Source organism: Pseudomonas sp. CCI1.1 (assembly GCF_034348165.1).
Taxonomy (GTDB): Bacteria; Pseudomonadota; Gammaproteobacteria; order Pseudomonadales; family Pseudomonadaceae; genus Aquipseudomonas; species Aquipseudomonas paracarnis.
This window is the reverse complement of record NZ_CP133780.1, coordinates 4,675,239-4,701,818: the sequence shown is the minus strand read 5'-3', so window position 1 is coordinate 4,701,818 and position 26,580 is coordinate 4,675,239. Positions and strand designations below refer to the sequence as shown.

The window sequence follows — 26,580 nt, the reverse complement described above, 5'->3', positions numbered from 1 at the left end:
CCATGCAAAAGTTGACCGTGGTACTGAGTTTGGTGGTGCTCAGCAGCGCCCAGGTGTACGCAGACACTCGCTGCGAAACGGTAAAGATGGCCGATCCAGGCTGGAGCGATATTGCCGCCACCAACGCTATCACCAGTTTCCTGCTGACGGGCATGGGCTATCAACCCAAGGTCGACACCCTGGCGGTGCCGATTACCTTCGGCGGGCTCAAGGACGGCCAGGTGGATGTCTTCCTCGGCAACTGGATGCCGGCGCAGCAGGGCTTCTACGACAAGTTCGTGGCCAACGGTGATGTGGTGCAACTGGCGAAGAACCTGGAGGGCACCGAGTTCACCCTCGCCGTGCCGGACTATGTGTGGGACGCCGGGGTGCATGACTTTGCCGACCTGAACACATTTGCCGACAAGTTCGACAAGAAGATCTACGGCATCGGCTCCGGCGCGCCAGCCAATATCTCGTTGCAGGAGATCATCAAGAAAAATGATTTCGACCTGGGGCAGTGGAAGCTGATCGAGTCCAGCGAACAGGCGATGCTCGCAGAGGTCTCGCGAGCGGTGAAGAAACAGCGTTTCATCACCTTTCTCGGCTGGACCCCGCACCCGATGAACGTGCAGCTGAAAATGCGCTACCTCAAGGGCGGCGAGCAGTACTTTGGTGCCACCGGCAGCGTCTATACCTTGACTCGCAAGGGTTACGCACAAGCGTGCCCCAATGTCGGCAAACTGCTGACCAACCTGAGTTTTACCCAGGCCATGGAGAACAGCATCATGGCTGACGTGGCGAACAACAAGGTCAGCAATGCGCAGGCGGCGAAGACGTGGATCAAGGCCAACCCGGCGGTCCTGGACCAGTGGCTGGAGGGGGTGAAAACCCTGGACGGCCAGGAGGCGTTGCCGGCGGTAAAAGCCAAACTCTGACGTTAAAATCGGACGCAGAGCGTCCCGAGCAGCATTCCCACGCAGAGCGTGGGAACGATCAACTCTGACGCTTGCCGGCGACCCCGTGGGAGCTGGCTTGCCTGCGATAGCATCACCCCGGTATGCCTCTCACACCGAGGCGCCAGCATCGCAGGCAAGCCAGCTCCCACAGGTACCCATGCATATTGATACTCTTGCCAAAACCCTTTATCCGAGCCTGCGATGCCCCGGCCCAACCGCCATACACTCTTGCCTTTCCTGCGCTGGCTGCCGCGCCAAACCCGCGCCAGCGTCGGCCGGGACGCGATCGTCGGCCTCAGCGGCGCTGTGCTTGCGCTGCCGCAGTCGATTGCCTACGCACTGATCGCCGGTCTCCCACCCGAATATGGGCTCTACGCAGCCATCATCCCAGTATTGATCGCCTGCCTGTGGGGCTCGTCCTGGCACCTGATCTGCGGGCCCACGGCCGCCATCTCCATCGTGCTTTACGCCAGCATCAGCCCACTGGCCGTGCCAGGCTCCCAGGACTACATCACCCTCATCCTGTTGCTGACCTTTCTCGCCGGGGTATTCCAATGGTTGCTCGGCCTGCTGCGCTTCGGCGCGTTGGTGAACTTTGTCTCCCATTCGGTGGTGCTGGGTTTCACCCTGGGTGCCGCCGTAGTGATCGCCTTGGGGCAATTGCCCAACCTGCTCGGCTTGGATTTACCGAGCCAGGCCACGGCTATCAATGGCCTGCTGGCGCTGATCGACCATCGTGGCGAGTGGGACCACGCGTCCCTGGCCCTGGGGCTGGGTACATTGCTGGCAGGTATGCTGCTCAAGTACCTCGTGCCACGTTGGCCGACATTGTTGATCGCCTTGGTGTTGGGCAGCCTGGCGGCATGGCTGTTGCCGGCGATGTTCGGGCATGTGGCACGGGTCAGTTCGTTTATTGGCAAACTGCCGCCGTTCAGCCCGTTGCCGATGGATCTGGATCTGGTACTACGCCTGCTGCCCAGTGCCGTAGCGGTGGGAATGCTGGGGTTGGTGACCAGCCTGTCGATTGCCCGTTCGCTGTCCGCCCGCTCGCAACAACTGCTCGACGCCAACCAGGAAGTACGCGCCCAGGGTTTATCCAACATCGTGGGCGGATTTTTTTCCGGATACCTGTCAGCCGGATCGTTCACCCGCTCGGGCCTCAGTTATGAGGCGGGTGCCTGTTCGCCATTGGCGGGGGTTTTTTCGGCTCTGTGGGTGGCGTTATTCGCGTTATTTGGCGCAGCGTTGATTGCGCATATTCCGATCCCGAGCATGGCGGCGAGCATCCTGCTGATCTGCTGGGGCCTGGTGGACCACCGCGGCATTCGTGCGCTGTTCCGGGTCAGCCGCGCCGAATTTGTGGTGATGAGCCTGACCTGTGTCGCCACCTTGTTGCTGGAGCTGCAAACGGCGATCTATGCCGGGGTACTGGCGTCGCTGTTTTTCTACCTCAAACGCACCTCGCAGCCACGGGTGCAACACTGGCGCGACGGTGAAGCGGATGTGTTGCGGGTGGGCGGCTCGATCTTTTTTGGCGCCAGCCATTACCTGCAAGTGCGCCTGCAACGTCTGCAGGGTGAGCGGGTGGTGATCGAGGCGCAGCAGATCAACTTTATCGACTATTCCGGGGTGGAGATGCTGCACCAGGAGGCGCGGCGGTTGGCGGGGTTGGGCCGTAGCTTGACGTTGCGTGGGGCCAGGCCGCAGGTGGTCGAGGAATTGATGAAGCTGGAGGGGCCGGATAACTGCCCCCTCCATTTCGAAGATTAAACCCGATCAACTGTGGGAGCTGGCTTGCCTGCGATAGCGGTGGATCAGCCAGCACATGGGTAACTGACCTATTGCTATCGCAGGCAAGCCAGCTCCCACATTAAGCGTGCCCACATCAGCGTGTGGGATCAGGCCAATTGCCGGCGCAGTTCGGCCAGTACGGGGCCCGAATCCGGACGCACGCCGCGCCACAGCAAGAAGGCTTCCGCCGCTTGCTCCACCAGCATGCCCAGGCCATCCATCGCCACCGCCGCGCCTTGCTCGCTCGCCCAGCGGCAGAATGCGGTGGGTTCCTTGGCGTACATCATGTCGTAGCAGAAGGTCTTGCCCGGCTCGATCAGGCTGCCGGCAATCGGCGGTACATCGCCTGACAGGCTGGCCGACGTGGCATTGATGATCACATCCACCGGCTCACGCAACCAGTCGAAACCACTGGCAGACACCGGGCCCAGGTCATCGAACAGCTCAGCCAGCCGCTCGGCCTTTTCCACGGTGCGGTTGGCGATGATCAACGACGAGGGTTGCTGCGCCAGCAACGGCTCCAGCGCACCGCGTACCGCGCCACCGGCGCCCAACAACAGAATGCGTTTGCCTTGCAGGCTCAGCCCGGCATTGACCGTCAAGTCGCGCACCAGGCCCGCGCCGTCGGTGTTGTCGCCCAACAACGTGCCGTCAGCCAGTTTGCTCAAGGTGTTCACGGCGCCGGCGCGCTGGGCACGTTCGGTCAGGGTATTGGCCAAGCGATAGGCCTCTTCCTTGAACGGCACCGTCACGTTGGCGCCACGGCCCTGTTGGAAAAACTCACGGGCACAGGCGGTGAAGTCCTCCAACGGCGCGAGCATCGTGCTGTAGTCCAGTTGCTCGCCGGTCTGGGCGGCGAACAGACGATGAATCAGCGGCGACTTGCTATGGCCGATGGGGTTGCCGAACACCACATAACGGTCCATCACACCGCCGCCTTGGGCGCGGCAACGCCGAGCCAGTCACGGTCTTGCAGGAAGTAGTCGGTGAGGCGCGCCTCTTCGCTGCCGGCTTCGGCCTTCCAGTCGTAGCTCCAGCGTACCTGAGGTGGCAGCGACATCAGGATCGACTCCGTACGCCCGCCCGATTGCAGGCCGAACAGGGTGCCCCGGTCATAGACCAGGTTGAACTCAACGTAGCGGCCCCGGCGGAACTCCTGGAACTGGCGTTGTTGCTCGGTGTACGCCATGGCCTTGCGACGCTGCACAATCGGCAGATAGGCATCGATGTAGGCATCGCCGATGGCGCGGATGAAGGCGAAGCAGGTGTCAAAGCCCCACTCGTTCAAGTCATCGAAGAACAGCCCACCGATGCCACGGGGCTCGTTGCGGTGCTTGATGTGGAAGTAGGTGTCACACCAGGCCTTGTAGCGGGAGTACACGTCCGGGCCAAACGGTGCACAGGCCTGCTCGGCCACGCGGTGCCAGTGAATGCAGTCTTCTTCATTGCCGTAATACGGGGTGAGATCGAAGCCACCACCGAACCACCACACCGGTTCTTCGCCTTCTTTTTCAGCGATGAAAAACCGCACATTGGCGTGGGAAGTCGGTACATGAGGGTTATGCGGATGGATCACCAGTGACACACCCAGGGCCTCAAACCCACGGCCCGCCAGTTCAGGGCGATGGGCACTGGCAGACGGTGGCAGACCGCTGCCGAACACGTGGGAAAAGTTGACACCGCCTTTTTCGATCACCGAACCGTTTTCCATCACACGGGTACGACCGCCACCGCCGGCTGGCCGGGTCCAGGCGTCTTCGATAAAGCGAGTGTCCGTCTCGAAGGTTTCCAGGGCGCTGCAAATGCGGTCTTGCAGGTCAAGCAGGTAGGCTTTAACGGCCTCGGTGCGGGTAGTCATGGCATCACCTTGAATCGGGCAAAGCTACGCGAGGCCCATGGGGCGTCGGCGGCAAATGGGCGCACAGGATACCACTGCGCCTACATGCCACTGCACTTAGGTGCACAGCAGTTGACGAGGATCAAGCTTAGGAGTCCGATAGGGGGCTACGCAGATTCGAACCCAAGGAGAAGTGCAGATGGCCAAACGTATCCAGTTCAGCGCCCATGGCGGCCCCGAAGTACTTGAATATGTGGACTACACGCCAGCGGAGCCTGGCCCACAGCAGGTTCGGGTGCGCAACGAGGCCATCGGCCTGAACTTCATCGACACCTATTTCCGCAGTGGTCTCTACGCGCCGCCCGCCCTGCCATCGGGCCTGGGTGCGGAAGGCGCTGGCGTGGTGGACGCGGTGGGCAGTGAAGTCAGCCAATTCAAAGTTGGCGACCGCGTGGCCTACGGCAGCGGTCCGCTGGGTGCCTACAGCGAGCTGCATGTGTTGCCTGCCGCCAACCTGGTGCACCTACCGGATGAGATCAGCTTTGAACAGGCCGCCGGTGCCATGCTCAAAGGCCTGACCGTGCAATACCTATTGCGCCAGACCTATGAGCTCAAAGGCGGTGAAACCATTTTGTTCCACGCCGCCGCCGGTGGCGTGGGTTCCCTGGCCTGCCAATGGGCCAAGGCCCTGGGCGTGAAGTTGATCGGTACGGTCAGCTCCCCGGAAAAAGCCGCTTTGGCCAAATCGCTGGGCGCCTGGGAAACCATCGACTACAGCAAGGAAGATGTCGCACAACGCGTACTGGAATTGACTGACGGCAAGAAGTGCCCGGTGGTATATGACGGCGTCGGCAAAGACACCTGGCTGACCTCGCTCGACAGCGTGTCGCCGCGGGGCTTGTTGGTGAGCTTCGGCAATGCGTCGGGTGCGGTGGATGGGGTGAACCTGGGGATTCTGTCGGCGAAAGGATCGCTGTACGTGACCCGGCCTACTTTGGCGACCTACGCGAACAACCCGGCGAACTTGCAGGCGATGGCGGACGATCTGTTTTCGATGATCAAAAGTGGCAAGGTGCGCATTGATATCAACCAGCGCTACTCGCTGGCAGAGGCGGCCAAAGCGCAGACGGAGTTGTCGGGGCGGCGCACGACTGGATCGACCATCCTGCTGCCTTAAGATCGTACCCACGCTCTGCGTGGGAATGCATACCGTGACGCTCTGCGTCACAAGCGGACGCAGAGCGTCCAATGCGGCGTTCCCACGCAGAGCGTGGGAACGAGCTGCACCTACGAGGGGCGCACCACATCACCCGTCACCAGGTCCCGAATCAGGCTCGGGTTCTTGCGCCCACCCAAGGCGCCGCCCAACACCAGGTCCACTTGCCCGCGAAAATACTGCTCCACGCGAATCCGCGTGCGGGCTGCCGGGCGGCCCTGTGGGTTGGCCGAGGTGGAAATCAACGGGCCGACCTCGGCGCACAAATCTCTCACCAACGGATGATCACTGACCCGCAGCGCTACGGTGTCGTGCACACCCGTGACCCATTCGGGCAGCAAGTCTTGATGGGGCACCAGCCAGGTATTCGGCCCTGGCCAGGTGCTGGCCATGCGTTCGATCCATGTGTCCGGGAAATCTTCAAACAGAAAGTCGAACTGACGAATATTGTCCGCCACCAGGATCAGGCCTTTGTCGACCGAGCGGTTCTTGATCGCCAGCAGCCGATCCACTGCTTCTTCGTTCCACGGGTCGCAGCCCAGGCCCCAGACCGCTTCGGTCGGATAGGCGATCACCGCGCCTGCGCGAATTTCCCGTGCGGCTTCCAGCACACGCCACCTGTTGACCATTGTTTACTCTCCGGACTAAAGCTCTGGGCAGTTTACCGATCTTCGTTACAAAACCTAGCGCCAAAAACGGGCCACTACAAAAGCGGGCACCGCGCCAGCCAGCGCCCGCTTTCGCAAATCACCTGGCCCTCCAACTCCAGCTCTGTCAGGGTGGCCAGTACTTGGGACAACGGCCGACCGCTGGCAATCGCCAAGGCTTCGCTGCTATGCGGTGCCGCGTGCAGCAGCGCCACCAACGGATGGATCACGGGCACCGGCGCAGCATGGGACAACCGCTGCCAACCGCGCAGGCCTTCAAGAATGTGCTCGATGGTTTCCACAAGCACCGCGCCATCACGGATCAGTTGATGACAGCCCTTGGCGGCGGGGTGGTGGATGGAACCCGGAATCGCGTACACCTCGCGCCCTTGCTCCGCCGCCAGGCGTGCGGTGATCAGCGAGCCGCTGGACATACTGGCCTCCACCACCAGCACGCCTAACGACAACCCGCTGATAATCCGGTTGCGCCGTGGGAAATTACCGGCCTGGGGCGCGGTATCCAGTGGAAACTCGGAAACCACGGCGCTGCCTTGGGCGATCATCGCCGCAGCAAGCTTGCGATGGCGCTGTGGATAAAAATTTTCCAGGCCAGTGCCAAGCACGCCGATGGTATGGCCGCCCACGTCCAATGCCGCCTGGTGCGCCGCGCCGTCAATGCCCACCGCCAGCCCACTGGTGATGACAAAACCGGCGCTCGCCAGGCTGCGGGAAAAGGCCGCTGCCGTGTCCATGCCTGGGCGAGAGGCACGCCGGCTTCCGACCATGGCCAACTGTGGTTTTTCCAGAATACCGGGGTCGCCCGCCACGAATAACAACGGCGGCGCATCGTCGATCTGCGCGAGCAACGCCGGGTACTCTGGTTGGTCCCACATCAGCAAATGCTGGGCCGGGCGCGCCAGCCAGGCCAACGCCTCACTGGCACCGTCACGGACTTTGGGGCTACGTCGGGCCTCGGCACTGATGGCGGGCAAACCGAGGGAACGCCAGGCGCTGGCGGGAGCACTCAGAGCCTTGGAAGCGCAACCAAAGGCTTCGATCAACACGTGAAAACGCTTGGGCCCCAGTTCTGGCAGCCTGTGCAAGCGTAGCCGGGCTTCCAGCTCTGCCGGGGAAATATCGCTACTGTTTATCGGATTCATATGATCATCCTTGACCGGAACAAGCTGTGGATAACTCTGTTGGTAACTTATTTAGCAGGCTATTTATTGCGCTTGTTGAGCCGTCTCGAAACGGTCTTGCACGGCCAACGACCTTGAAGCACTGAGCACCAGGGCATAGCTGAGCTTTTCGTAGGTGCGAAACACCAGCAGGGTGCCCGCTCGCTCATCCGGGAGCGGCGTGGGCGTACCGGTGAGGGCGTCTCGCACGGTGGCGCCAGCCTTGATCACCGTGAGCAGTTGGCCTTCCATCAGGCCATCGCGGCGGCCCTTGTTCAGGGTCACAGCATCGAGCACGCCAATCTGCGTGACGCCCTTGGGGATGTCGATGATGTGCCCTGTAATCAAGGGTGCGGGTTTGCAGGGTTCCAGGCTGGCCAAAGCAACGGGAGGCTCGGCGCGCAACAAACGGTCACCCGGGCGAATTTCCTGGGTCACCCGTTGCACTGCCAAGGTGGTGAGGCTGTCGGCAAGCACAAAGCGTGCAGTGCCGATGTCGTCGGCATTGATGCCGAGTAATTCCTGGGTAACGGGGTCGGTGTAGGCCTTGCCCCGCCGAAAGATCCCGTAGCTGGGCTGGGCCGGGTCCAGATGCCCGCGCGCATGCACACGCTCGTCGTTGGCACCCAGCACGCGCCCGCCTTGAGCCGCAATAATATAAGGCGCGTTGTCCAGGTCGTGGGGGGAGTCAAAAATACGGTTGTGCAGTAAAAAATGCTGAATGGCCTGTTGCGCGGCCTGATCCAGACGCTCAGTGGGTTGCACAATCAATGCCGTGGCGAACGGGGCCCACAGCAGCAAGACGAGTAGCGATTTCCTCATGGGGTGAATCTCCTTTATTATGTGCGTTCGCGTGAAATGCCATAGCCTTCGCGGCTTCCGAGCGTTTCACACCGGCCGTATGGGTCCATCCCACCGCCGATTTGTCTCTTCCTCACATGTGCAGCAATTACGCTTATGGCTATTTTGAACATCCTCGAATTTCCCGACTCGCGCCTGCGCACGATCGCCAAGCCGGTGGCCGTAGTGGACGACAAGGTTCGTCAGTTGGTCGATGACATGTTTGAAACAATGTATGAAGCCCCGGGCATCGGCCTCGCCGCTACCCAGGTCAACGTGCACCTGCGTGTCGTGGTCATGGACCTGTCGGAAGATCGCAGCGAACCTCGGGTGTACATCAACCCTGAGTTCGAACCGCTGACCGAAGAGATGGGCGAATACCAGGAAGGCTGCCTGTCGGTGCCGGAGTTCTACGAAAACGTTGAACGCCCGCTGCGCGTGAAGATCAAGGCGCTGGACCGTGACGGCAAGCCGTTTGAGCTGATTGCCGAAGGTCTGTTGGCGGTGTGCATCCAGCATGAATGCGACCACCTCAACGGCAAACTGTTTGTCGATTACCTGTCCACGCTCAAGCGGGACAGGATCAAGAAAAAGCTGGAAAAAAAGCATCGCCAGCAAGCTTGATGCCCTTCTTCCAAAGGCTTGCTGCGGCAAGCCTTTTTCTTTTGTGACTGTTTTTAACCGAGAACTCCCATGACCGAGCCATTGCGCATTGTTTTTGCCGGCACTCCTGAATTTGCCGCCGAACACCTCAAGGCGCTGCTTGCCAGCCCTTATGACATCGTCGCGGTGTACACCCAGCCGGATCGCCCGGCCGGTCGCGGGCAAAAACTGATGCCGAGCCCGGTCAAGCAATTAGCACTGGAGCACAACATTCCGGTGCTGCAACCGCCGACCCTGCGTAACGCCGACGCCCAGGCCGAACTGGCCGCGCTGAAGCCGGACCTGCTGGTGGTGGTGGCTTACGGTTTGATCCTGCCTCAGGCTGTGCTGGATATACCGCGCCTGGGTTGCATCAACAGTCATGCTTCACTGCTGCCCCGCTGGCGCGGTGCGGCGCCGATTCAACGTGCCGTTGAAGCAGGCGACAGCGAGAGCGGCGTGACCGTGATGCGCATGGAAGCCGGCCTGGATACCGGGCCGATGCTGCTCAAAGTCACCACACCGATCACCGCCCAAGACACCGGCGGCAGCCTGCACGACCGCCTCGCTGAACTGGGGCCGCCCGCCGTGATCCAGGCCATCGCCGGCCTGGCTGCCGGCACCCTGCAAGGTGAAATCCAAGACGACAGCCTGGCCACCTACGCCCACAAGCTGAACAAGGACGAAGCGCGCATCGACTGGAGCCGCCCAGCCGTGGAACTGGAGCGCCTGGTACGTGCCTTCAACCCATGGCCGATCTGCCACAGCACCCTGAACGGCGAGGCTTTGAAAGTGTTGGCCGCGACCCTGGCCGATGGCGCAGGCGCTCCCGGCGAGATCATCGGCGCCAGCAAAGACGGCCTGTTGGTGGCTTGCGGTGAACAGGCGCTGTGCCTGACGCGTCTGCAATTGCCCGGCGGCAAGGCGCTGAACTTCAGTGATTTGTTCAACAGTCGTCGTGAGAAATTCGCCCTGGGCACCACGCTTGGAGTGGTCACTCAATGAACCCACGTCTGGCCGCCGCCAAGGCTCTCGCCGCCGTGCTCAACGGCAAGGCTTCGCTGAACAGTTCATTGCCCACGCAGTTGGATAAGGTTGAAGACCGCGACCGGGGGTTTACGCAGGACCTGGCCTTTGGCACCGCCCGTTGGCAGCCACGGTTGTCTGCGTTGGCCGCCAAGCTGCTGCAAAAACCGTTCAAAACGGCGGACGCGGATGTCGAGGCGCTGTTGCTGGTGGGTCTCTACCAGTTGCTCTACACCCGCGTGCCCGCCCACGCCGCCATTGGTGAAACCGTCGGTTGCGCCGACAAGCTGAAAAAGCCCTGGGCCAAGGCCCTGCTCAATGCCGTGCTGCGTCGCGCCCAGCGTGAAAGCGAAGCGCTGTTGGCCGAGCTGGAACATGATCCGGTGGTGCGCACCGCCCACCCGCGCTGGCTGCAAAAATCCCTGAAAGCCTTTTGGCCCGAGCAATGGGAGGCTATCTGCGCGGCCAACAACGCGCACCCGCCGATGATCCTGCGGGTCAACCGTCGCCACCACAGCCGGGATGCATACCTGCAATTACTCGCCGACGCGGCCATCAACGCCACCCCGTGCGTGTACAGCACGGACGGTATCGTGCTGGAAGTCGCCGCCGATGTACGCAGCCTGCCGGGCTTTGCCCAAGGCTGGATCAGCGTGCAGGACGAGGCCGCGCAATTGGCTGCCGATCTGCTCGATTTGGCCCCCGGCCAGCGCGTACTCGACGCCTGCTGCGCGCCAGGCGGTAAGACGTGTCACATCCTTGAGGTTGAAAAAGACCTGGCCGGTGTGGTGGCTGTGGACCTTGAGGCCAAGCGCCTGGTGCGCGTGCGGGAAAACCTTGCACGCCTGGGCCTCAGCGCCGACCTGATCGCCGCCGACGGCCGCGACACCGCGACGTGGTGGGACGGCAAGCCATTCCAGCGCATCCTGCTGGACGCTCCTTGCTCCGCCACCGGTGTGATCCGTCGGCACCCGGACATCAAGCTGACCCGCCAGCCCGACGACATCGCCGCCCTGGCGGTGTTGCAAGGCGAACTGCTCGACGCGCTGTGGCCAACCCTGGAAGTGGGCGGCATCCTGCTTTACGCCACCTGCTCCACGCTGCCCACCGAAAATACCGAGGTCATCCAAGCCTTCCTCGCCCGCACCAGCGGCGCGCGCGAACTGGACCTCGCCACCAGCGCCGGCATCAAGCAGCCCCACGGCCGCCAACTGCTCGCGCAGGAAGGCGGGCACGATGGCTTCTACTACGCCAAACTGATCAAGATTGCCGCCGCGCGCGGCTGAATGGTTTTAAGGGAGTGACCGGATGAAAATCATCATCCTTGGAGCAGGGCAGGTGGGTGGCACGCTGGCCGAACATTTGGCCGGTGAAGCCAACGACATCACCGTGGTCGACACCGATGCCGAGCGCTTGCGCAACCTGGGCGACCGCCTGGACATTCGTACGGTGCAAGGCCGCGCGTCGTTTCCGACGGTGCTGCGCCAGGCCGGTGCCGACGATGCCGACATGCTGGTGGCTGTGACCAACAGCGACGAGACCAACATGGTCGCCTGCCAGGTCGCCCACACCCTGTTCCACACCCCGACCAAGATCGCTCGGGTGCGCGAAGCGGCTTACCTGACCCGCGCCGGGCTGTTCGACAACGACGCCATCCCGGTAGACGTCCTGATCAGCCCGGAACAGGTGGTGACCCACTACATCAAGCGCCTGATCGAAATTCCAGGTGCGCTACAGGTTATCGACTTCGCTGAAGGCAAAGCGCAACTGGTAGCCGTGAAGGCCTATTACGGCGGGCCGCTGGTTGGCCAGCAATTGCGCCAGCTGCGTGAGCACATGCCGAATGTGGAAACCCGCGTCGCCGCGATTTTCCGCCGTGACCGGCCGATCCTGCCCCAGGGCGATACGGTGATCGAGGCTGACGACGAAGTATTTTTCATCGCCGCCAAGGCGAACATTCGTGCGGTCATGAGCGAAATGCGCAGGCTCGACGAAAGCTACAAACGCATCGTCATCGCCGGCGGTGGGCAGATTGGCGAGCGTTTGGCCGAAGCCATCGAAAGCCGCTATCAGGTGAAGATCATCGAGATGAGCCCGACGCGGTGCCGGCATTTGTCCGACACCCTCGACAGCACTGTTGTACTGCAAGGCAGCGCCTCGGACCGTGACCTGCTGATGGAAGAAAACATCGCCGACGCCGATATCTTCCTGGCCCTGACCAACGATGATGAAGCCAATATCATGTCGTCCTTGCTGGCCAAGCGGCTGGGGGCGAAGAAGGTGATGACCATCATCAATAACCCGGCCTATGTCGACCTGATCCAGGGCGGCGATATCGACATTGCCATCAGCCCGCAGTTGGCGACCATTGGCACCTTGCTCGCCCACGTACGGCGTGGCGACATTGTCAGCGTGCACTCGTTGCGCCGTGGCGCAGCGGAAGCCATCGAGGCGATTGCCCACGGTGACTCCAAGTCCAGCAAAGTGATTGGCAAGGCGATCCGCGATATCGGCCTGCCGCCCGGTACCACCATTGGCGCGATCATTCGCGATGAAGAAGTGATCATTGCCCACGACGACACGGTGATCGCCACCGGAGACCACGTGATTTTGTTCCTTGTGGACAAGAAACATATCCGCGATGTGGAGAAGCTGTTCCACGTGGGGTTGAGCTTTTTCTGATTAAAAATTTGAGTGAGCCTGCCGCCGCCATCGCGGCAAGCCCGCTCCCACATGTGATCGCGTTCCAAGTGTGGGAGCGGGCTTGCCCGCGATGACGATATCGAAACCGCTATATAGCTAAAGGACGCACAGTCATGCTCGAATCCCTCGAAAAAATGCTCGCCAAGGGTGTGGATAATTCGCTGCTGCGCTTTGGCCTGGGCAAGGGTTATCTGGACCTGAAGGACAACGCAAAGGCGGCCGAGCATTTGCAGCGATGCGTCGAGTTCGATCCGAAGTATTCGGCGGCGTGGAAGTTGTTGGGCAAGGCGCGGCTGGGATTGGAAGATCGCGCGGCAGCACACCTGGCATGGGAGAAGGGCATCGAAGCCGCCCAGGCCCATGGCGACAAACAGGCCGAAAAAGAAATGACGGTGTTCCTGAAGAAACTTGATCGCCAAACCTGAGGTGATCACCTGTGGGAGCTGGCTTGCCTGCGATGCAGACACCTCGGTATATCAGGCACTCCGAGGTGATGCTATCGCAGGCAAGCCAGCTCCCACATTTGATCTCCATTGGGCTGGAGGTCAGCGGTGAGTCAGTACCACCGCGCCTCACCCGGCGGGCGTTTCTTGAAGCGTTTCATGCTCCACATGTACTGGCTTGGGTAAGCACCTACATAGCGCTCAACTACCTTGCTCATCGCCGCACAGGACGTCGCGGTGTCGGTGCTGTACATGTCCTCCGGCGCCGCTTCCAGGATCACCTTGTAGCCCGAGCCGTCCGGCAGCCGCAGGGCATGCAGGAACACACCCACCGCCTTGTGGCCCGCGAGCATGTTCGGCACGAACTTGCTGGTAAGCGCCTGGGTGGCAAAAAACGGTACGAAGATCCCGGCGGACTCAGCCGGCTCCGGGTCGGCAGGAATGCCCACCTGGCCGCCTTTGCGCACTTCCTTGATCACGCTGAGAATGCCTTCCTTGGTGGAAGCCGCCACGCGGTTGCCCAGCTGCACGCGTTGTTTGCGCAGCAGTTCGTCCACCGCCTTGAGCTTGGGGGGGCGATAGAAAATGATCGGTTTGCACTGGCTGCAATAGAAGTGGTTCAACACTTCCCAGTTGCCCAGGTGGCTGGTGATGCCCACCACGCCTTTGCCAGAAGCCAGGGCCTCGTGCAGCACTTCCAAGCCCTCGACTTCGCGGACCAGGTCGATGGAGCGCTGCGCCGGCCAGATCCACGCGCAGGCGCTTTCGGTGAGGGACTTGCCGATGTCCATCAGGCTGCGGCCCACCAGGCGCTCGCGTTCTGCAGGGTCCATGTCCGGGAAGCATTTGGAGAGGTTGATCCGCACGGTATCGCGGGAACGGTTGGGGGTTTTCCACATGATCCAGCCGATCCCCGTGCCGACGGCTTGTACGGCGCGCCAGGGCAGCAGGGCAAACAACCGAAGAGCGCCTACCAGCAAGGCGCCTTTAAACTTTTCCACAGGTCACTCCTGATCGTGTGTGGTGCGCAAAGCCGGCATTCTAACCGGCGTTGACCAAGTCCGCGTAACGGTCGCAGTCCTGGGTGTGGTCCATGACCATGCCCGAGGCCTGCATGAAGGCGTAGCAGATGGTCGGCCCGACGAAGGTGAAGCCGGCCTTTTTCAAGGCTTTGCTCATGGCTTGGGCTTCGGGCGTGATCGCCGGGACGTCGCTGCGATCCTTGAAGTGATTGACCTTGGGTTTGCCGCCGACAAACGACCACAGCAACCCCACCGGATCTTCCAGCGCCAGCCAGGCCGCGGCGTTGCGCCGGGTAGCGTTGAGCTTCAAGCGATTGCGCACGATGCCCGGGTCCTGCATCAGCACCTCGATTTCGTCATCGCTCAATTGCGCCAGACGCTGCGCGTCAAAGCCGAACAACACCTTTCGATAATGCTCGCGTTTGCGTAAAACGGTGATCCAGGACAGGCCTGCCTGGAACCCTTCGAGCAAAAGCAACTCGAACAAACCCTGCGCATCGCGCAGCGGCGTTCCCCACTCTTGATCGTGATAAGCCATGTACAGCGGATCTTCAGAACACCAAAAGCAGCGTGGCATAAGGCTCCAGGGAGTGGTGGCGGGGCCGAATCGGGTATACTCCCGCTCTTTAAATCGCAGCCCAAGTAACAGGTGAATTTCGTGAGCCAGCCTACGCCAGCCGTGCGTACCTTCCAAGACTTGATCCTCGCCCTCCAGCAATACTGGGCCGAGCAAGGTTGTGTGGTACTTCAGCCCTACGATATGGAAGTAGGCGCCGGCACTTTCCACACCGCTACATTCCTGCGGGCCATCGGCCCGGAAACCTGGAACGCCGCTTATGTGCAGCCCAGTCGCCGCCCGACTGACGGCCGCTACGGCGAAAACCCGAACCGTCTGCAGCACTACTACCAGTTCCAGGTGGTATTGAAGCCCAACCCGGACAACTTCCAGGAGCTGTACCTGGGCTCGCTGAAACATGTCGGCCTGGACCCACTGGTGCACGACATTCGTTTCGTCGAAGACAACTGGGAGTCGCCAACCCTGGGCGCCTGGGGCCTGGGCTGGGAAGTCTGGCTCAATGGCATGGAAGTGACGCAGTTCACTTACTTCCAGCAAGCCGGCGGCATCGAGTGCTACCCGGTCACCGGCGAAATCACCTATGGCCTTGAGCGCCTGGCCATGTACCTGCAAGGCGTGGACTCGGTCTACGACCTGGTATGGGCTGACGGCCCGTTCGGCAAGGTGACTTACGGCGATGTGTTCCACCAGAACGAGGTGGAGCAGTCCACCTACAACTTCGAACACGCCAACGTCGACAAACTGTTCGAACTGTTCGACTTCTATGAAAGCGAAGCCAAGCGTCTGATCGAACTCGACCAGCCGCTGCCGTTGCCAAGCTATGAAATGGTGTTGAAGGCCTCCCATACCTTCAACCTGCTGGACGCCCGCCGTGCCATTTCGGTTACTGCGCGCCAGCAATACATCCTGCGTGTGCGCACCCTGGCGCGTTCCGTCGCCCAAGCCTACCTGCTGGCTCGCGCCAAGCTGGGCTTCCCGATGGCAACCCCGGATTTGCGTGATGAAGTGTTGGCTAAGCTGGAGGCTGCACAATGAGTGCTCAAGATTTCCTGGTTGAACTGGGCACCGAAGAGCTGCCACCCAAGGCCCTCAATACCCTGGCCGATGCATTCCTGGCCGGTATCGAAAAAGGCCTGCAGACCGCTGGCCTGAAGTTTCAAGCCAAGAAGGTCTACGCCGCGCCGCGCCGCCTGGCTGTGCTGCTGACCGCGCTGGAAACCCAGCAGCCGGATCGCAGCATCAACCTGGACGGCCCACCGCGCCAGGCGGCTTTCGACGCCGAAGGCAACCCGACCCAGGCGGCCCTTGGCTTTGCCAAGAAGTGTGGCGTGGAGCTGAGCGAGATCGACCAGAGCGGCCCGAAACTGCGTTTCAGCCAGGTCATCACCGGCAAGCCAACCGCCAGCCTGTTGCCGACCATCGTTGAAGATTCCCTGAACGACCTGCCTATCCCCAAGCGCATGCGCTGGGGTGCGCGCAAGGAAGAGTTCGTGCGCCCAACCCAATGGCTGGTGATGCTGCTCGGTGACCAGGTCATCGATTGCACCATCCTCGCCCAGAAGGCCGGTCGTGACTCCCGTGGTCACCGCTTCCATCATCCAGAAAGCGTGCGCATCACTTCGCCGGCCAACTACCTCAACGACCTGCGCGCTGCTTACGTGCTGGCCGACGCCAATGAGCGTCGCGAGCTGATCAGCAAGCGCACCGAAGAGCTGGCCCGTCTGCAGGAAGGCACCGCCATCGTGCCGCCAAGCCTGCTCGACGAAGTGACCGCCCTGGTGGAGTGGCCGGTGCCGCTGGTGTGCTCGTTCGAAGAGCGTTTCCTCGACGTGCCGCAAGAAGCCTTGATCACCACCATGCAGGACAACCAGAAGTACTTCTGCCTGCTGGACGTGGACGGTAAGTTGTTGCCGCGTTTTATCACCGTGGCCAACATCGAAAGCAAAGACCCACAGCAGATCATCGCCGGTAACGAAAAAGTCGTGCGCCCGCGCCTGACCGACGCCGAGTTCTTCTTCAAGCAAGACAAGAAGCAGAAGCTGGAAGACTTCAACCTGCGCCTGCAAAACGTGGTGTTCCAGGAAAAACTCGGCAGCGTCTACGACAAGGCCGTGCGTGTTTCCAAGCTGGCGGCCTACATTGCCCCACGTATCGGCGGCGACGCAGCCTGGGCAGCGCGTGCTGGCTTGCTGTCCAAGTGCGACCTGGCCACCGAGATGGTCGGCGAGTTCCCAGAGATGCAAGGCGTGGCCGGTTACTACTACGCCCTCAACGACGGCGAGCCGGATGATGTCGCCCTGGCCCTGAACGAGCAGTACATGCCGCGCGGTGCCGGTGCAGAACTGCCGAGCACCCTGACCGGTGCGGCCGTGGCCATTGCCGACAAGCTGGACACCCTCGTGGGTATCTTCGGTATCGGCATGCTGCCCACCGGCAGCAAAGACCCGTATGCCCTGCGCCGTGCGGCCTTGGGCGTGCTGCGTATCCTGATCGACAAAAAGCTGGACCTCGACCTGACCCAGGCCGTGGTATTTGCCGTCGGCCAGTTCGGCACCAAGGTCAAGCAAGCCGGCCTGGCCGAGCAAGTGCTGGAGTTTGTGTTCGATCGCCTGCGTGCGCGTTATGAAGACGAAGGCGTGGACGTTTCCGTCTACCTGTCGGTACGTGCCCTGCAACCGGGCTCGGCACTGGACTTCGACCAGCGTGTACAAGCCGTGCAAGCGTTCCGCAAGCTGCCGGAAGCCGATGCCCTGGCCGCCGTGAACAAGCGCGTGTCGAACCTGTTGAGCAAGGCCGACAACCTCGGCACTGCCGAAGTCGACCCGGGCCTGTTTGCCGATGCCAAGGAGTTCTCGCTGAACTCAGCCATCGCCAAGGCCGAGAACGCCGTGAAGCCGCTGATCGCTGAGCGTAACTACGCTGAAGCGTTGGCGCGCCTGGCGTCTTTGCGTGAGCCGGTGGATGCGTTCTTCGAAGCGGTGATGATCAATGCCGATGATGCTGGCGTGCGCAAAAACCGCTACGCCATGCTGGCGCGCCTGCGTGGCTTGTTCATCAATATCGCCGACATCTCCGTACTGGGCTGATCATGTTGAAACTGCTGATTCTCGATCGGGACGGGGTGATCAACTACGACTCCGACGCTTACATCAAGTCGGTGGAGGAGTGGATCCCGCTGCCCGGTTCGATCGAGGCCATCGCGCAGTTGAGCAAAGCCGGCTGGACGGTGGCCATCGCCACCAACCAGTCCGGCATCGCCCGCGGTTACTACGACATCGCGACCCTGGAGGCCATGCACGCGCGTTTGCGCGCGTTAGTGGCAGAGCAGGGCGGCGAGGTGGGGCTGGTGGTCTACTGCCCCCACGGGCCGGACGAAGGCTGCGATTGCCGCAAGCCCAAGCCTGGCATGTTGAAAATTATTGCAGAACATTACAAGGTGCCCTTGGCTGGGATATGGTTCGTCGGGGACAGCCTCGGTGACCTGGAGGCGGCCAAAGCCGTCGACTCTCAGCCAGTTTTGGTTAAAACCGGAAAAGGCGAAAAGACCCAGGCTAAAAACCTGCCGGTAGGCACCTTGATTTTTGACGATCTGGCGGCCGTTGCCGCAGAACTTATCAACAACTAGCCGCCCTCGACTTCCTGACCAAGGACTGTTCGGGAGTGCGCTTTTAGCAGGCGGGCCGTGTCCCGCAACGGTAAATGCCGCCATGTCGATCTTGCAGGCCATCAGAACCTTTTTCTTTTACCTGCTGCTGGGCACCAGTTCGTTTCTCTGGTGCACCCTGAGCTTTTTTATTGCACCGTTCCTTCCCTTCAAGGCGCGCTATCGCTTTATCAACGTCTACTGGTGCCGCTGCGCGTTGTGGCTGAGCAAGGTGTTCCTGAATATTCGTTTCGAGGTCAAGGGCGCTGAAAACGTTCCTGATCAACCGTGCGTGATTCTCTCGAACCATCAGAGCACCTGGGAGACGTTCTTCCTCTCGGCGTATTTCTCGCCGTTGAGCCAGGTGCTCAAGCGCGAGCTTCTGTATGTGCCATTCTTCGGCTGGGCCATGGCCATGTTGCGTCCGATCGCCATCGACCGGGACAACCCCAAGGCTGCGCTCAAGCATGTCGCGAAGAAGGGCGATGAGTTGCTCAAGGACGGCGTCTGGGTGCTGATCTTTCCCGAGGGCACGCGGGTGCCCTACGGCACCGTGGGTAAGTTCTCACGGGGTGGTACCGCCCTGGCGGTCAACGCCAACCTGCCTGTGCTGCCAATTGCGCATAACGCCGGCAAGTTCTGGCCCAAGACTGGCTGGGCTAAACGCCCAGGCACTATCACCGTAGTGATCGGCGAACCGATGTACGCAGAAGGCGAAGGACCACGTGCCATCGCCGCCCTGAACGACCGCGCTGCGGCGTGGAATGAGGCGCAGCAACGGGCCATGGGCTCCCTGCCTCCGGAACCGGTGGTGGTGGAGACGCCGGCCGTTTGAGCATCTGTGGATAACCTGTGTACGCTTTGTTGGCGAATTGGCTTTTTTGCTTCATAACAAGCTGATTTACTTACATATTTCTGAAGCTCATAAAATTCAGAAAAACGTGCATAAGTTTTTTCTTCATAAAAAAACCGGTCCTTGTGACCGGTTTTTTATGCACAGCAGAAAAGCCGCTTTTTCAGTCCTCCAATAACGGCAGCAGCAGGATAAACGTCGAGCCCTTGCCCAGCTCACTTTCACACACGATGCGCCCACCGTGCCGCTCCAACACTGCTTTAACCATGGTCAGCCCCAGTCCAAGCCCCTCACTGCCTTGAGCCGAATCGAAACGTCGGTATTGGTTAAACAACTCCGGCAGATCCTCAGGCGCAATCCCCGGTCCCTGGTCGCTTATCCTGCATTCCAACCAACCTTGCGCACTGCCATGCCTCAACCTGACGGTGGTACCGGATGGGGAGTATTTGATCGCGTTCTCCAGCACATTGAACAACGCCCGGGTGAGCAGCGATTGGTCGGCGTAGACCATGGCCTCGTCCGCCTCATCCAGGTCGTGAACCAAATGGATGCCCTTCAACTGCGCAATCACCGCCACTTGATCAAAGGCGTCCATCACCAGCATGGCAAACAGGGTGGGCTGGAACTGGTAACCGTCCGCTTCAGCCTTGGCCAATTGCACAAAGGATTCGGTCAGGCTCAAGGCCCGCCGCACCTGCTGTTCGATCTGGGTAAACACCGGGGACTCCCCGTTGTGCACGTCCAACAGGGCAAGGATCGCTGAGTGCGGTGCACGCAGGTCGTGGGAAAGGAAACGCAGCATCGTCTCGCGGTGCTGCTGGGCTTCACGCTCCTTGCTCAGGTCCGTGAGGCTCAACAACCAGCCGAGGGCGAAATCCCCTTCGGCAGGCAGCAAAGGGGCTAGCTCCATGCGCAAACTGCGTTGGTGGATATCGCGAAACTCGACCAGTTCCAGTGCCGATAGGGCAGGGCGTACACCATTGTGCAGCGGGGGATAGCCTAGATCGGCGAGCTGTTCGACGAGGTTTTCGCCGACCAGGTCATTGCCGAATACTTCACGGGCCACGCGGTTGGCCAACAGGATGCTGCCCTGAGGGTCGGTGATCAGCGTTGCTACCGGCAGGCACTCCAGCCCGTCAGCCATAAAGCGCCGCGTATCGCGTGTACGACTGACGGCTTGTTCAAGGGCAAAGATCCGCCCTTGCAGCACATCGCCCTTACTGGCGGGCGCGCGACGACGTTCCGGAAGCACCTTGGGTTCGTTATCCAGACGTGCCAGTTCCCAGCCAAAGTAGGCGAGAATTACGCTCAGACGTCGCCAATTCCAGATCAGGTAACTCAGCAACAAACCGATCAGGCATGCTGCGGGGCTCCACCAGTGGCCCAGGCGCAATAAGCCCCATGAGCCCAGCAAAGCCACGGCCATGCACGCCAAGGTCATCCACAGGGCGTAACGGGGGCGCACAAGCAGAAGGCCCAGCAGCAGGGCCACCAGGGACGTTGCCAGCAACGCCGCGAACCAGCCGGGCAGATCGACGATGCTGCGACCCTGCAATAAACCATTCAGTACTTCAGCCTGGATCTCAACCCCCGCAGTGGTGCCCACGGTGGAAGAGAGCGGCGTCACGAAACGATCGGCCATGCCATAGGCTGAGGCGCCGATCAGAACCAGGCGACCCCGCAGCGACTCGGGAGCCACCTCGCCGCGTAGTACGCTGACGTAGGACAGACTGGGAAAATGGTCTGGTTCCGAAGTGAACGGCACACGAATCTCATGTTCCTGATGCCAGTGCCCTCCAGTAGGCTCTTGTGGCAGGCCTGGCATCGTCTCGGCATGCTCGCTCATGGCGAACGCCAGCCACGCCAACTGAGGAAGCGTGCTTCCCGGCGGGCCTTCACGTAGATACACGCTGCGCACCACACCGTCGTTGTCCGCTTCGACGTTGATGTGACCGACACCCTTGGCGCACTTGAGCAGTGGCGACAACGGCGCTATGGGAGCCTTGGGGCTGACGCTGCTGTCTCCGGCGATGGGCAGCAATACATTGCCGGCTTTGCATACGGCATCGGCCAGGCGCTGGTCGTCATTACTGTGGTCGGTCTCACTGAAGATCACATCCAACAAAATGCCCGCCGGCTGTGCGGCGTTCACGCGTTCAATCAGCTCGGCATGTACGCTGCGCGGCCAGGGCCATGGGCCAAGTGCTTCCAGGCTGGGTGCGTCGATGGTCACCAGGACGATGCGTGGATCTACCGGCAAGGGCGTGAGGCGGCGCAGGCTGTCATAGAGCGGATTATTGAGCGCTAAGCCAGCGCTCAAGGATAAGTAGGCCGTAAAGGGCAGGAGTACCAAACCGATCAGCAGCCATTCACGAACCAACCCATGGAACAAAAGCTGGGCCTGGGTAGGTTGGCGTTTCTCGGTTTTGCGCCAGAGCTTCACAGGGCTAGCGCCATGAGGGGGCCAAGGCATTGATGGTCGTTAAGTAAAGATGTCATAAGCCCAGGATCCCTCTCCATGGGGTTGCGATGAAGTGCATGCGGTGTTCTGAAACCAGTGAAGCTTATTTCGGTCTCATTGGAGGACTTCCCACGACCGCGCAATGAACGATACCGCACATTGGAGCGAGCATAACGCCCCGGCGAGGCGATCACGCCGACCCTTTTCCGGAACGACAGGAGCCGGTATCTTCTTTGAGGATCGTAGTGGATTGAGTTTACGGCGCTTTCAGCGTATCGAGAGATCCAGGCACTGTAGAATCCGTCCATAATTATTCAGATTCATAGGTCGGCATTTGTACAGCATGTGCCCCCCATTCAAGCTCTCGTATTTTTGTAGGAAGGACCCCGCCCATGCGTGTCGCAATACTGGATGACGAACCCGCAGAGTTGCGACGGGTGGAACAGACACTGCGACAGATTCCCGGTCCGGCTGAACAGCCCTGGTCCCTGCATTTTTTTGAACGTGGCGAAGACCTGCTACGCCAGCTACGTCGGGAAACCTTTGACCTGCTGATCCTCGACTGGCAACTGCCGGATATCTCCGGGATCGCGTTATTGCGCTGGACCCGCGAGCACATGGAGTCGCCTCCCGCCGTTATCATGCTCACCAGTCGCGATGCCGAAAGCGATATCGTGACGGCGTTGAACAGCGGGGCGGATGATTATGTCAGCAAGCCGTTTCGGCCCAACGAACTCAAAGCCCGAGTCAGCGCCGTGCTGCGGCGCCACGGTTTGCAAAAGTCGGCTACCCAGGAAGTGCAGAGCTTTAACGATCTGACGTTCGACGATGCCGAACTGACCGTCACCCGAGCGGGCAAGCCCATTAACCTGACAGAACGGGAATACCGTTTGGCAAGTTGTCTATTTGCCAACCTGGCCCGACCGTTGTCTCGCGAGTACCTGTATGAGCGGTTCTGGAGCCACGAAGAAATGGTGTCGTCGCGGCCGTTGGACACGCATATCTACCGCCTGCGCAACAAGCTAGGGCTGACCGCGGATCGCGGTTGGCAGCTGTTGACGATCTATGGGTACGGGTATCGGTTGGAGAGTGTGACACCCGCTGTGGAAAGTTAAATAGCCTGATGTTCCACGTGGAGCATTTAAAAAATGCGCGACTACGAACCAACAAAAAAGGCCAACGCTAAGCGTTGGCCTTTTGTTTTTAGCAGATGTTCCTGATCAGAAGTCCAGGTTAGACACCGCCAAAGCATTGCTCTCGATGAAGTCACGACGAGGCTCGACCGCATCACCCATCAGGGTGTTGAAGATCTGGTCGGCGCCAATGGCGTCTTCGATGGTCACGCGCAGCATGCGACGTTGAGCAGGGTCCATGGTGGTTTCCCACAGCTGATCCGGGTTCATCTCGCCCAGACCTTTATAGCGCTGGATGGTATGACGCTTGGTGCTTTCCGCCATCAACCAGTCCAAGGCTTCCTTGAACTCCTTGACCTGCTTCTTGCGTTCGCCACGCTGAATGTAAGCACCGTCGTCCAGCAGGGTGCTCAATTGCGCGCCGAGGGTAACCACGGTCTTGTAGTCGTTGCTACCGAAGAAGTCGCGGTTGAAGGTGACGTAATTGGACAGGCCGTGGGAGATCAGTTCGACCTCTGGCAGCCATACGTTACGTTCACGGTCCTCACGCAGGCTGGCTTTGTACACCAGACCAGACTTCTCCACAGTACGCAGGCGCACTTCGTATTGGGCCAGCCAATCCTGCATGGCGGCGTGATCGCCCAACTGCTCCAGGCTCACGGCCGGCAGGTAGATGAAGTGCTCGGTCAGCTCCTGAGGGTACAGGCGCGACAAACGCTTGAGTGTCTTCATGACCATGCGGAAGTCGTTGACCAGTCGCTCCAGCGACTCACCGGAGATACCCGGCGCTTCGTCATTCAAGTGCAGGCTGGCATCTTCCAGGGCCGACTGCGTCATGTACTCTTCCATGGCGTCGTCGTCTTTGATGTATTGCTCTTGCTTGCCCTTTTTCACTTTGTACAACGGCGGCTGGGCGATGTAGATGTAGCCACGCTCGATCAGCTCCGGCAACTGACGGAAGAAGAAGGTCAGCAGCAGGGTGCGGATGTGCGAACCGTCGACGTCAGCATCGGTCATGATGATGATGTTGTGGTAGCGCAGCTTGTCGATATTGTACTCATCGCGGCCAATACCGCAGCCCAACGCCGTGATCAAGGTGCCGACTTCCTGGGAGGAAATCATCTTGTCGAAGCGGGCCTTCTCAACGTTAAGGATCTTACCCTTCAACGGCAGGATGGCCTGGGTGCGACGGTTACGACCCTGCTTGGCGGAACCGCCAGCAGAGTCACCTTCCACCAGGTACAGTTCGGAGAGGGCAGGGTCCTTCTCCTGGCAGTCAGCCAGCTTGCCTGGCAGGCCGGCGATATCCAGCGCGCCTTTGCGGCGGGTCATTTCACGGGCCTTCCGCGCGGCTTCACGGGCGCGTGCAGCATCGATCATCTTGCCGACGACCAGCTTGGCTTCGTTCGGGTTTTCCAACAGGAAGTCGGAGAAGTACTTACCCATTTCCTGTTCAACCGCAGTCTTCACTTCGGAAGACACCAGCTTGTCTTTGGTCTGGGAGCTGAACTTCGGATCCGGTACCTTGACCGAGATGATCGCCGTCAGGCCTTCACGGGCATCGTCACCGGTGGTGGCGACTTTATGTTTCTTCGCCAAGCCTTCCGCTTCGATGTAGGTGTTCAGGTTACGCGTCAGCGCAGAACGGAAACCCACCAGGTGAGTACCGCCATCGCGTTGTGGAATGTTGTTGGTGAAGCACAACAGGTTCTCGTTGAAGCTGTCGTTCCACTGCAGGGCGATTTCCACGCCGATGCCATCTTCACGCTGGATGTTGAAGTGGAACACCTGGTTGACCGCGGTCTTGTTGGTGTTCAGGTATTCAACGAACGCTCGCAGGCCACCTTCATACTTGAACAGCTCTTCCTTGCCGCTGCGCTCATCCTTGAGGACGATGCCGACACCGGAGTTAAGGAAAGACAGTTCGCGAATCCGCTTGGCCAGGATGTCCCAGCTGAAGTGGATGTTCTTGAAGGTTTCTTCCGATGGCTTGAAGTGGATCTGGGTACCGGTGGTTTCACTGTCACCGACGATTTTCATCGGCTCCTGTGGTACGCCGTGGACGTAGGTCTGCTCCCAAATCTTGCCGCTACGGCGGACAGTGAGGATCAGTTCTTCGGACAGGGCGTTCACTACCGACACACCTACACCGTGTAAACCACCGGATACTTTATAGGAGTTGTCGTCGAACTTACCGCCAGCGTGGAGCACGGTCATGATGACCTCTGCCGCCGAAACGCCTTCTTCTTTGTGCACGTCTACCGGGATGCCACGACCGTTGTCACGCACGGTGATGGATTCATCCGGGTGGATGATAATGCTGATGTCGTCGCAGTGACCGGCCAGAGCTTCGTCGATGGAGTTATCGACCACCTCGAACACCATGTGGTGCAGACCGCTACCATCATCGGTGTCGCCAATGTACATACCGGGACGTTTGCGTACGGCATCCAAACCTTTCAGCACTTTAATGCTGGTCGAGTCGTACGTGTTTTCTTCGCTCATGCCTTCACTCCCGATGGTCGTGGGTCTGGGTGATACGGCCTTGTTCCACGTGGAACAAAGCGACTGGCGTTTCCGTCTGCCAGCCTTCCCTCAATAATTCGTGGTCTACACAGGTGATAAACACCTGGCAGCGTAAGTCTTCCAACAAGCGGCATAGCGAGCGGCGGTGCTGCTCGTCGAGTTCTGACGGCAAGTCATCCACCAAATAAATGCACTGACCGCGTCGAGCCTGGCTAACCAAATGGCCCTGCGCGATACGCAACGCACAGACCACTAGCTTCTGCTGGCCGCGAGACAAGATATCCGCAGCATTGTGTGCACCTAATCTAAGGCGCAAATCAGCGCGCTGGGGGCCGGCCTGGGTGTGTCCGATTTGCTGATCCCGTTGCAAGGACGTTGCGAGCACTGCACTCAGCTCACGTTCTTTGTCCCAACCCCGGTAATAACTCAGCGTCAGGCCCTCGAGGTCCAACAACTCGCTCAAGGTCTGCTCAAAGACTGGTTTCAAGGCTTTGATATAGGCGCGGCGGTATTCATCTATTTCGTCGCTGGCCAGGCACAGTTCACGGTCCCAGGCTGCTTGCGAAGCGGCGTCAAGTGTACCATGCCGCAGCCATGAGTTCCGCTGCCGCAGGGCCTTCTGCAGCCGCTGCCAAGTGGCCATGAAGCGTGGTTCCACGTGGAACACGCCCCAGTCGAGGAATTGCCGACGGATTTTCGGGGCACCTTCCAGCAATCGAAAGCTGTCGGGGTTGATCAGTTGCAACGGCAGGATCTCTGCCAGTTGAGCTGCGCTGCGCGCATTTTGCCCGTCGATTCGGATCTGAAATTCCCCACCACGATCACGCGATATCCCCAGGCTGCTATGACCGCCCTCAGCCAGTTCCACTTGGCCAAATACGGTACAGGCCAATTGTTCGTACTGAATCACGGGTAACAAACGGGCACTGCGGAAGGAACGCGCAAGCCCCAGCAGATGGATGGCTTCCAGCACACTGGTTTTGCCACTGCCGTTGGCGCCATGGAGGATATTGATGCGGGGGGAAGGGGAGAAGGTCACCGGGTGCAGATTGCGCACCGCGGTGACCGAGACGCGACTGAGGGACATCTAGCTTCTGCTGAGCA

23 protein-coding genes are annotated in these 26,580 nt (G+C 60.3%); 13 read left to right on the top strand and 10 right to left on the bottom strand.

Annotation, left to right across the window (positions count from 1 at the left end):
* Window positions 1-2 precede the first annotated feature (2 nt).
* Window positions 3-917: a choline ABC transporter substrate-binding protein gene (choX, locus tag RHM69_RS21355; RefSeq protein WP_014716297.1), complete on the top strand. Its 915-nt coding sequence runs from the start codon at window positions 3-5 to the stop codon at window positions 915-917.
* 222 nt (window positions 918-1,139) lie between these two features.
* Entirely contained in the window at window positions 1,140-2,708 is a 1,569-nt protein-coding gene (locus tag RHM69_RS21350) for a SulP family inorganic anion transporter (protein ID WP_019816916.1), read from the top strand.
* Between the two features lie 128 nt (window positions 2,709-2,836).
* On the opposite strand, the gene aroE is transcribed toward RHM69_RS21350, so the two are convergent.
* Both aroE and hemF read right to left on the bottom strand, forming a co-directional pair.
* Window positions 2,837-3,655, bottom strand: a complete 819-nt coding sequence (aroE, locus tag RHM69_RS21345; RefSeq protein WP_014716295.1) for a shikimate dehydrogenase — start codon at window positions 3,653-3,655, stop codon at window positions 2,837-2,839.
* Window positions 3,655-4,587, bottom strand: a complete 933-nt coding sequence (hemF, locus tag RHM69_RS21340) for an oxygen-dependent coproporphyrinogen oxidase (RefSeq protein ID WP_014716294.1) — start codon at window positions 4,585-4,587, stop codon at window positions 3,655-3,657. The genes aroE and hemF overlap by 1 nt, the downstream gene beginning before the upstream one ends.
* Window positions 4,588-4,765: 178 nt before the next feature.
* Between hemF and RHM69_RS21335 the strand changes: the two genes are divergently transcribed.
* Window positions 4,766-5,743 carry a quinone oxidoreductase family protein gene (locus RHM69_RS21335; protein ID WP_014716293.1) on the top strand — a complete coding sequence of 326 codons (978 nt, stop codon included), beginning with the start codon at window positions 4,766-4,768 and terminating at the stop codon, window positions 5,741-5,743.
* Between the two features lie 110 nt (window positions 5,744-5,853).
* Here the strand turns inward: RHM69_RS21335 and RHM69_RS21330 are convergent, their stop codons facing one another.
* The 3 genes from RHM69_RS21330 to RHM69_RS21320 all read right to left on the bottom strand — a co-directional run bounded on the left by RHM69_RS21330 (window position 5,854) and on the right by RHM69_RS21320 (window position 8,429).
* Entirely contained in the window at window positions 5,854-6,411 is a 558-nt protein-coding gene (locus tag RHM69_RS21330) for an L-threonylcarbamoyladenylate synthase (protein WP_014716292.1), read from the bottom strand.
* Between the two features lie 74 nt (window positions 6,412-6,485).
* Window positions 6,486-7,589 (bottom strand): DNA-processing protein DprA, encoded by a 1,104-nt coding sequence (gene dprA, locus RHM69_RS21325; RefSeq protein WP_200599941.1) that lies wholly within the window; start codon window positions 7,587-7,589, stop codon window positions 6,486-6,488.
* A gap of 63 nt (window positions 7,590-7,652) precedes the next feature.
* Complete coding sequence (locus RHM69_RS21320) at window positions 7,653-8,429, bottom strand: hypothetical protein (protein ID WP_014716290.1); 777 nt, start codon at window positions 8,427-8,429, stop codon at window positions 7,653-7,655.
* Window positions 8,430-8,564: 135 nt separating this feature from the next.
* Between RHM69_RS21320 and def the strand changes: the two genes are divergently transcribed.
* The 5 genes from def to RHM69_RS21295 all read left to right on the top strand — a co-directional run bounded on the left by def (window position 8,565) and on the right by RHM69_RS21295 (window position 13,243).
* Window positions 8,565-9,071 (top strand): peptide deformylase, encoded by a 507-nt coding sequence (gene def, locus RHM69_RS21315; protein WP_003187273.1) that lies wholly within the window; start codon window positions 8,565-8,567, stop codon window positions 9,069-9,071.
* Between the two features lie 69 nt (window positions 9,072-9,140).
* Complete coding sequence (gene fmt / locus RHM69_RS21310) at window positions 9,141-10,094, top strand: methionyl-tRNA formyltransferase (RefSeq protein ID WP_200599933.1); 954 nt, start codon at window positions 9,141-9,143, stop codon at window positions 10,092-10,094.
* Window positions 10,091-11,401 carry a 16S rRNA (cytosine(967)-C(5))-methyltransferase RsmB gene (gene rsmB / locus RHM69_RS21305; protein ID WP_200599931.1) on the top strand — a complete coding sequence of 437 codons (1,311 nt, stop codon included), beginning with the start codon at window positions 10,091-10,093 and terminating at the stop codon, window positions 11,399-11,401. The genes fmt and rsmB overlap by 4 nt, the downstream gene beginning before the upstream one ends.
* 22 nt (window positions 11,402-11,423) lie before the next feature.
* A complete protein-coding gene (trkA, locus tag RHM69_RS21300) occupies window positions 11,424-12,797 on the top strand; it encodes a Trk system potassium transporter TrkA (protein WP_014716287.1) in 1,374 nt (457 codons plus the stop codon).
* 134 nt (window positions 12,798-12,931) lie between these two features.
* Window positions 12,932-13,243 (top strand): tetratricopeptide repeat protein, encoded by a 312-nt coding sequence (locus RHM69_RS21295; protein ID WP_044270209.1) that lies wholly within the window; start codon window positions 12,932-12,934, stop codon window positions 13,241-13,243.
* Between the two features lie 131 nt (window positions 13,244-13,374).
* On the opposite strand, the gene RHM69_RS21290 is transcribed toward RHM69_RS21295, so the two are convergent.
* The gene (locus tag RHM69_RS21290; protein WP_014716285.1) at window positions 13,375-14,262 is read right to left on the bottom strand and encodes a lysophospholipid acyltransferase; all 888 of its coding nucleotides are present in this window, start codon (window positions 14,260-14,262) and stop codon (window positions 13,375-13,377) included.
* A 40-nt stretch (window positions 14,263-14,302) separates the two neighbouring features.
* Window positions 14,303-14,860, bottom strand: coding sequence for a DNA-3-methyladenine glycosylase I (locus tag RHM69_RS21285; protein ID WP_014716284.1), 558 nt, complete (start codon window positions 14,858-14,860; stop codon window positions 14,303-14,305).
* A gap of 81 nt (window positions 14,861-14,941) precedes the next feature.
* On the opposite strand from RHM69_RS21285, the gene glyQ reads away from it, so the two are divergent.
* The 4 genes from glyQ to RHM69_RS21265 all read left to right on the top strand — a co-directional run bounded on the left by glyQ (window position 14,942) and on the right by RHM69_RS21265 (window position 19,338).
* Window positions 14,942-15,895 carry a glycine--tRNA ligase subunit alpha gene (gene glyQ / locus RHM69_RS21280; RefSeq protein WP_003187265.1) on the top strand — a complete coding sequence of 318 codons (954 nt, stop codon included), beginning with the start codon at window positions 14,942-14,944 and terminating at the stop codon, window positions 15,893-15,895.
* The gene (glyS, locus tag RHM69_RS21275) at window positions 15,892-17,946 is read left to right on the top strand and encodes a glycine--tRNA ligase subunit beta (protein WP_014716283.1); all 2,055 of its coding nucleotides are present in this window, start codon (window positions 15,892-15,894) and stop codon (window positions 17,944-17,946) included. The genes glyQ and glyS overlap by 4 nt, the downstream gene beginning before the upstream one ends.
* The gene (gene gmhB / locus RHM69_RS21270) at window positions 17,946-18,485 is read left to right on the top strand and encodes a D-glycero-beta-D-manno-heptose 1,7-bisphosphate 7-phosphatase (RefSeq protein WP_173877514.1); all 540 of its coding nucleotides are present in this window, start codon (window positions 17,946-17,948) and stop codon (window positions 18,483-18,485) included. The genes glyS and gmhB overlap by 1 nt, the downstream gene beginning before the upstream one ends.
* 82 nt (window positions 18,486-18,567) lie before the next feature.
* A complete protein-coding gene (locus RHM69_RS21265) occupies window positions 18,568-19,338 on the top strand; it encodes a lysophospholipid acyltransferase family protein (protein ID WP_003187258.1) in 771 nt (256 codons plus the stop codon).
* Window positions 19,339-19,519: 181 nt separating this feature from the next.
* Here RHM69_RS21265 and RHM69_RS21260 read toward each other — a convergent pair whose 3' ends face one another.
* Window positions 19,520-21,799 carry a CHASE2 domain-containing protein gene (locus RHM69_RS21260; protein WP_020302120.1) on the bottom strand — a complete coding sequence of 760 codons (2,280 nt, stop codon included), beginning with the start codon at window positions 21,797-21,799 and terminating at the stop codon, window positions 19,520-19,522.
* Between the two features lie 410 nt (window positions 21,800-22,209).
* Between RHM69_RS21260 and RHM69_RS21255 the strand changes: the two genes are divergently transcribed.
* Window positions 22,210-22,932 (top strand): response regulator transcription factor, encoded by a 723-nt coding sequence (locus tag RHM69_RS21255; protein ID WP_014716281.1) that lies wholly within the window; start codon window positions 22,210-22,212, stop codon window positions 22,930-22,932.
* A 105-nt stretch (window positions 22,933-23,037) separates the two neighbouring features.
* Here the strand turns inward: RHM69_RS21255 and gyrB are convergent, their stop codons facing one another.
* Entirely contained in the window at window positions 23,038-25,455 is a 2,418-nt protein-coding gene (gene gyrB, locus RHM69_RS21250) for a DNA topoisomerase (ATP-hydrolyzing) subunit B (protein ID WP_003187253.1), read from the bottom strand.
* A 4-nt stretch (window positions 25,456-25,459) separates the two neighbouring features.
* Window positions 25,460-26,563 (bottom strand): DNA replication/repair protein RecF, encoded by a 1,104-nt coding sequence (recF, locus tag RHM69_RS21245; RefSeq protein ID WP_003187251.1) that lies wholly within the window; start codon window positions 26,561-26,563, stop codon window positions 25,460-25,462.
* Between the last annotated feature and the right edge of the window lie 17 nt (window positions 26,564-26,580).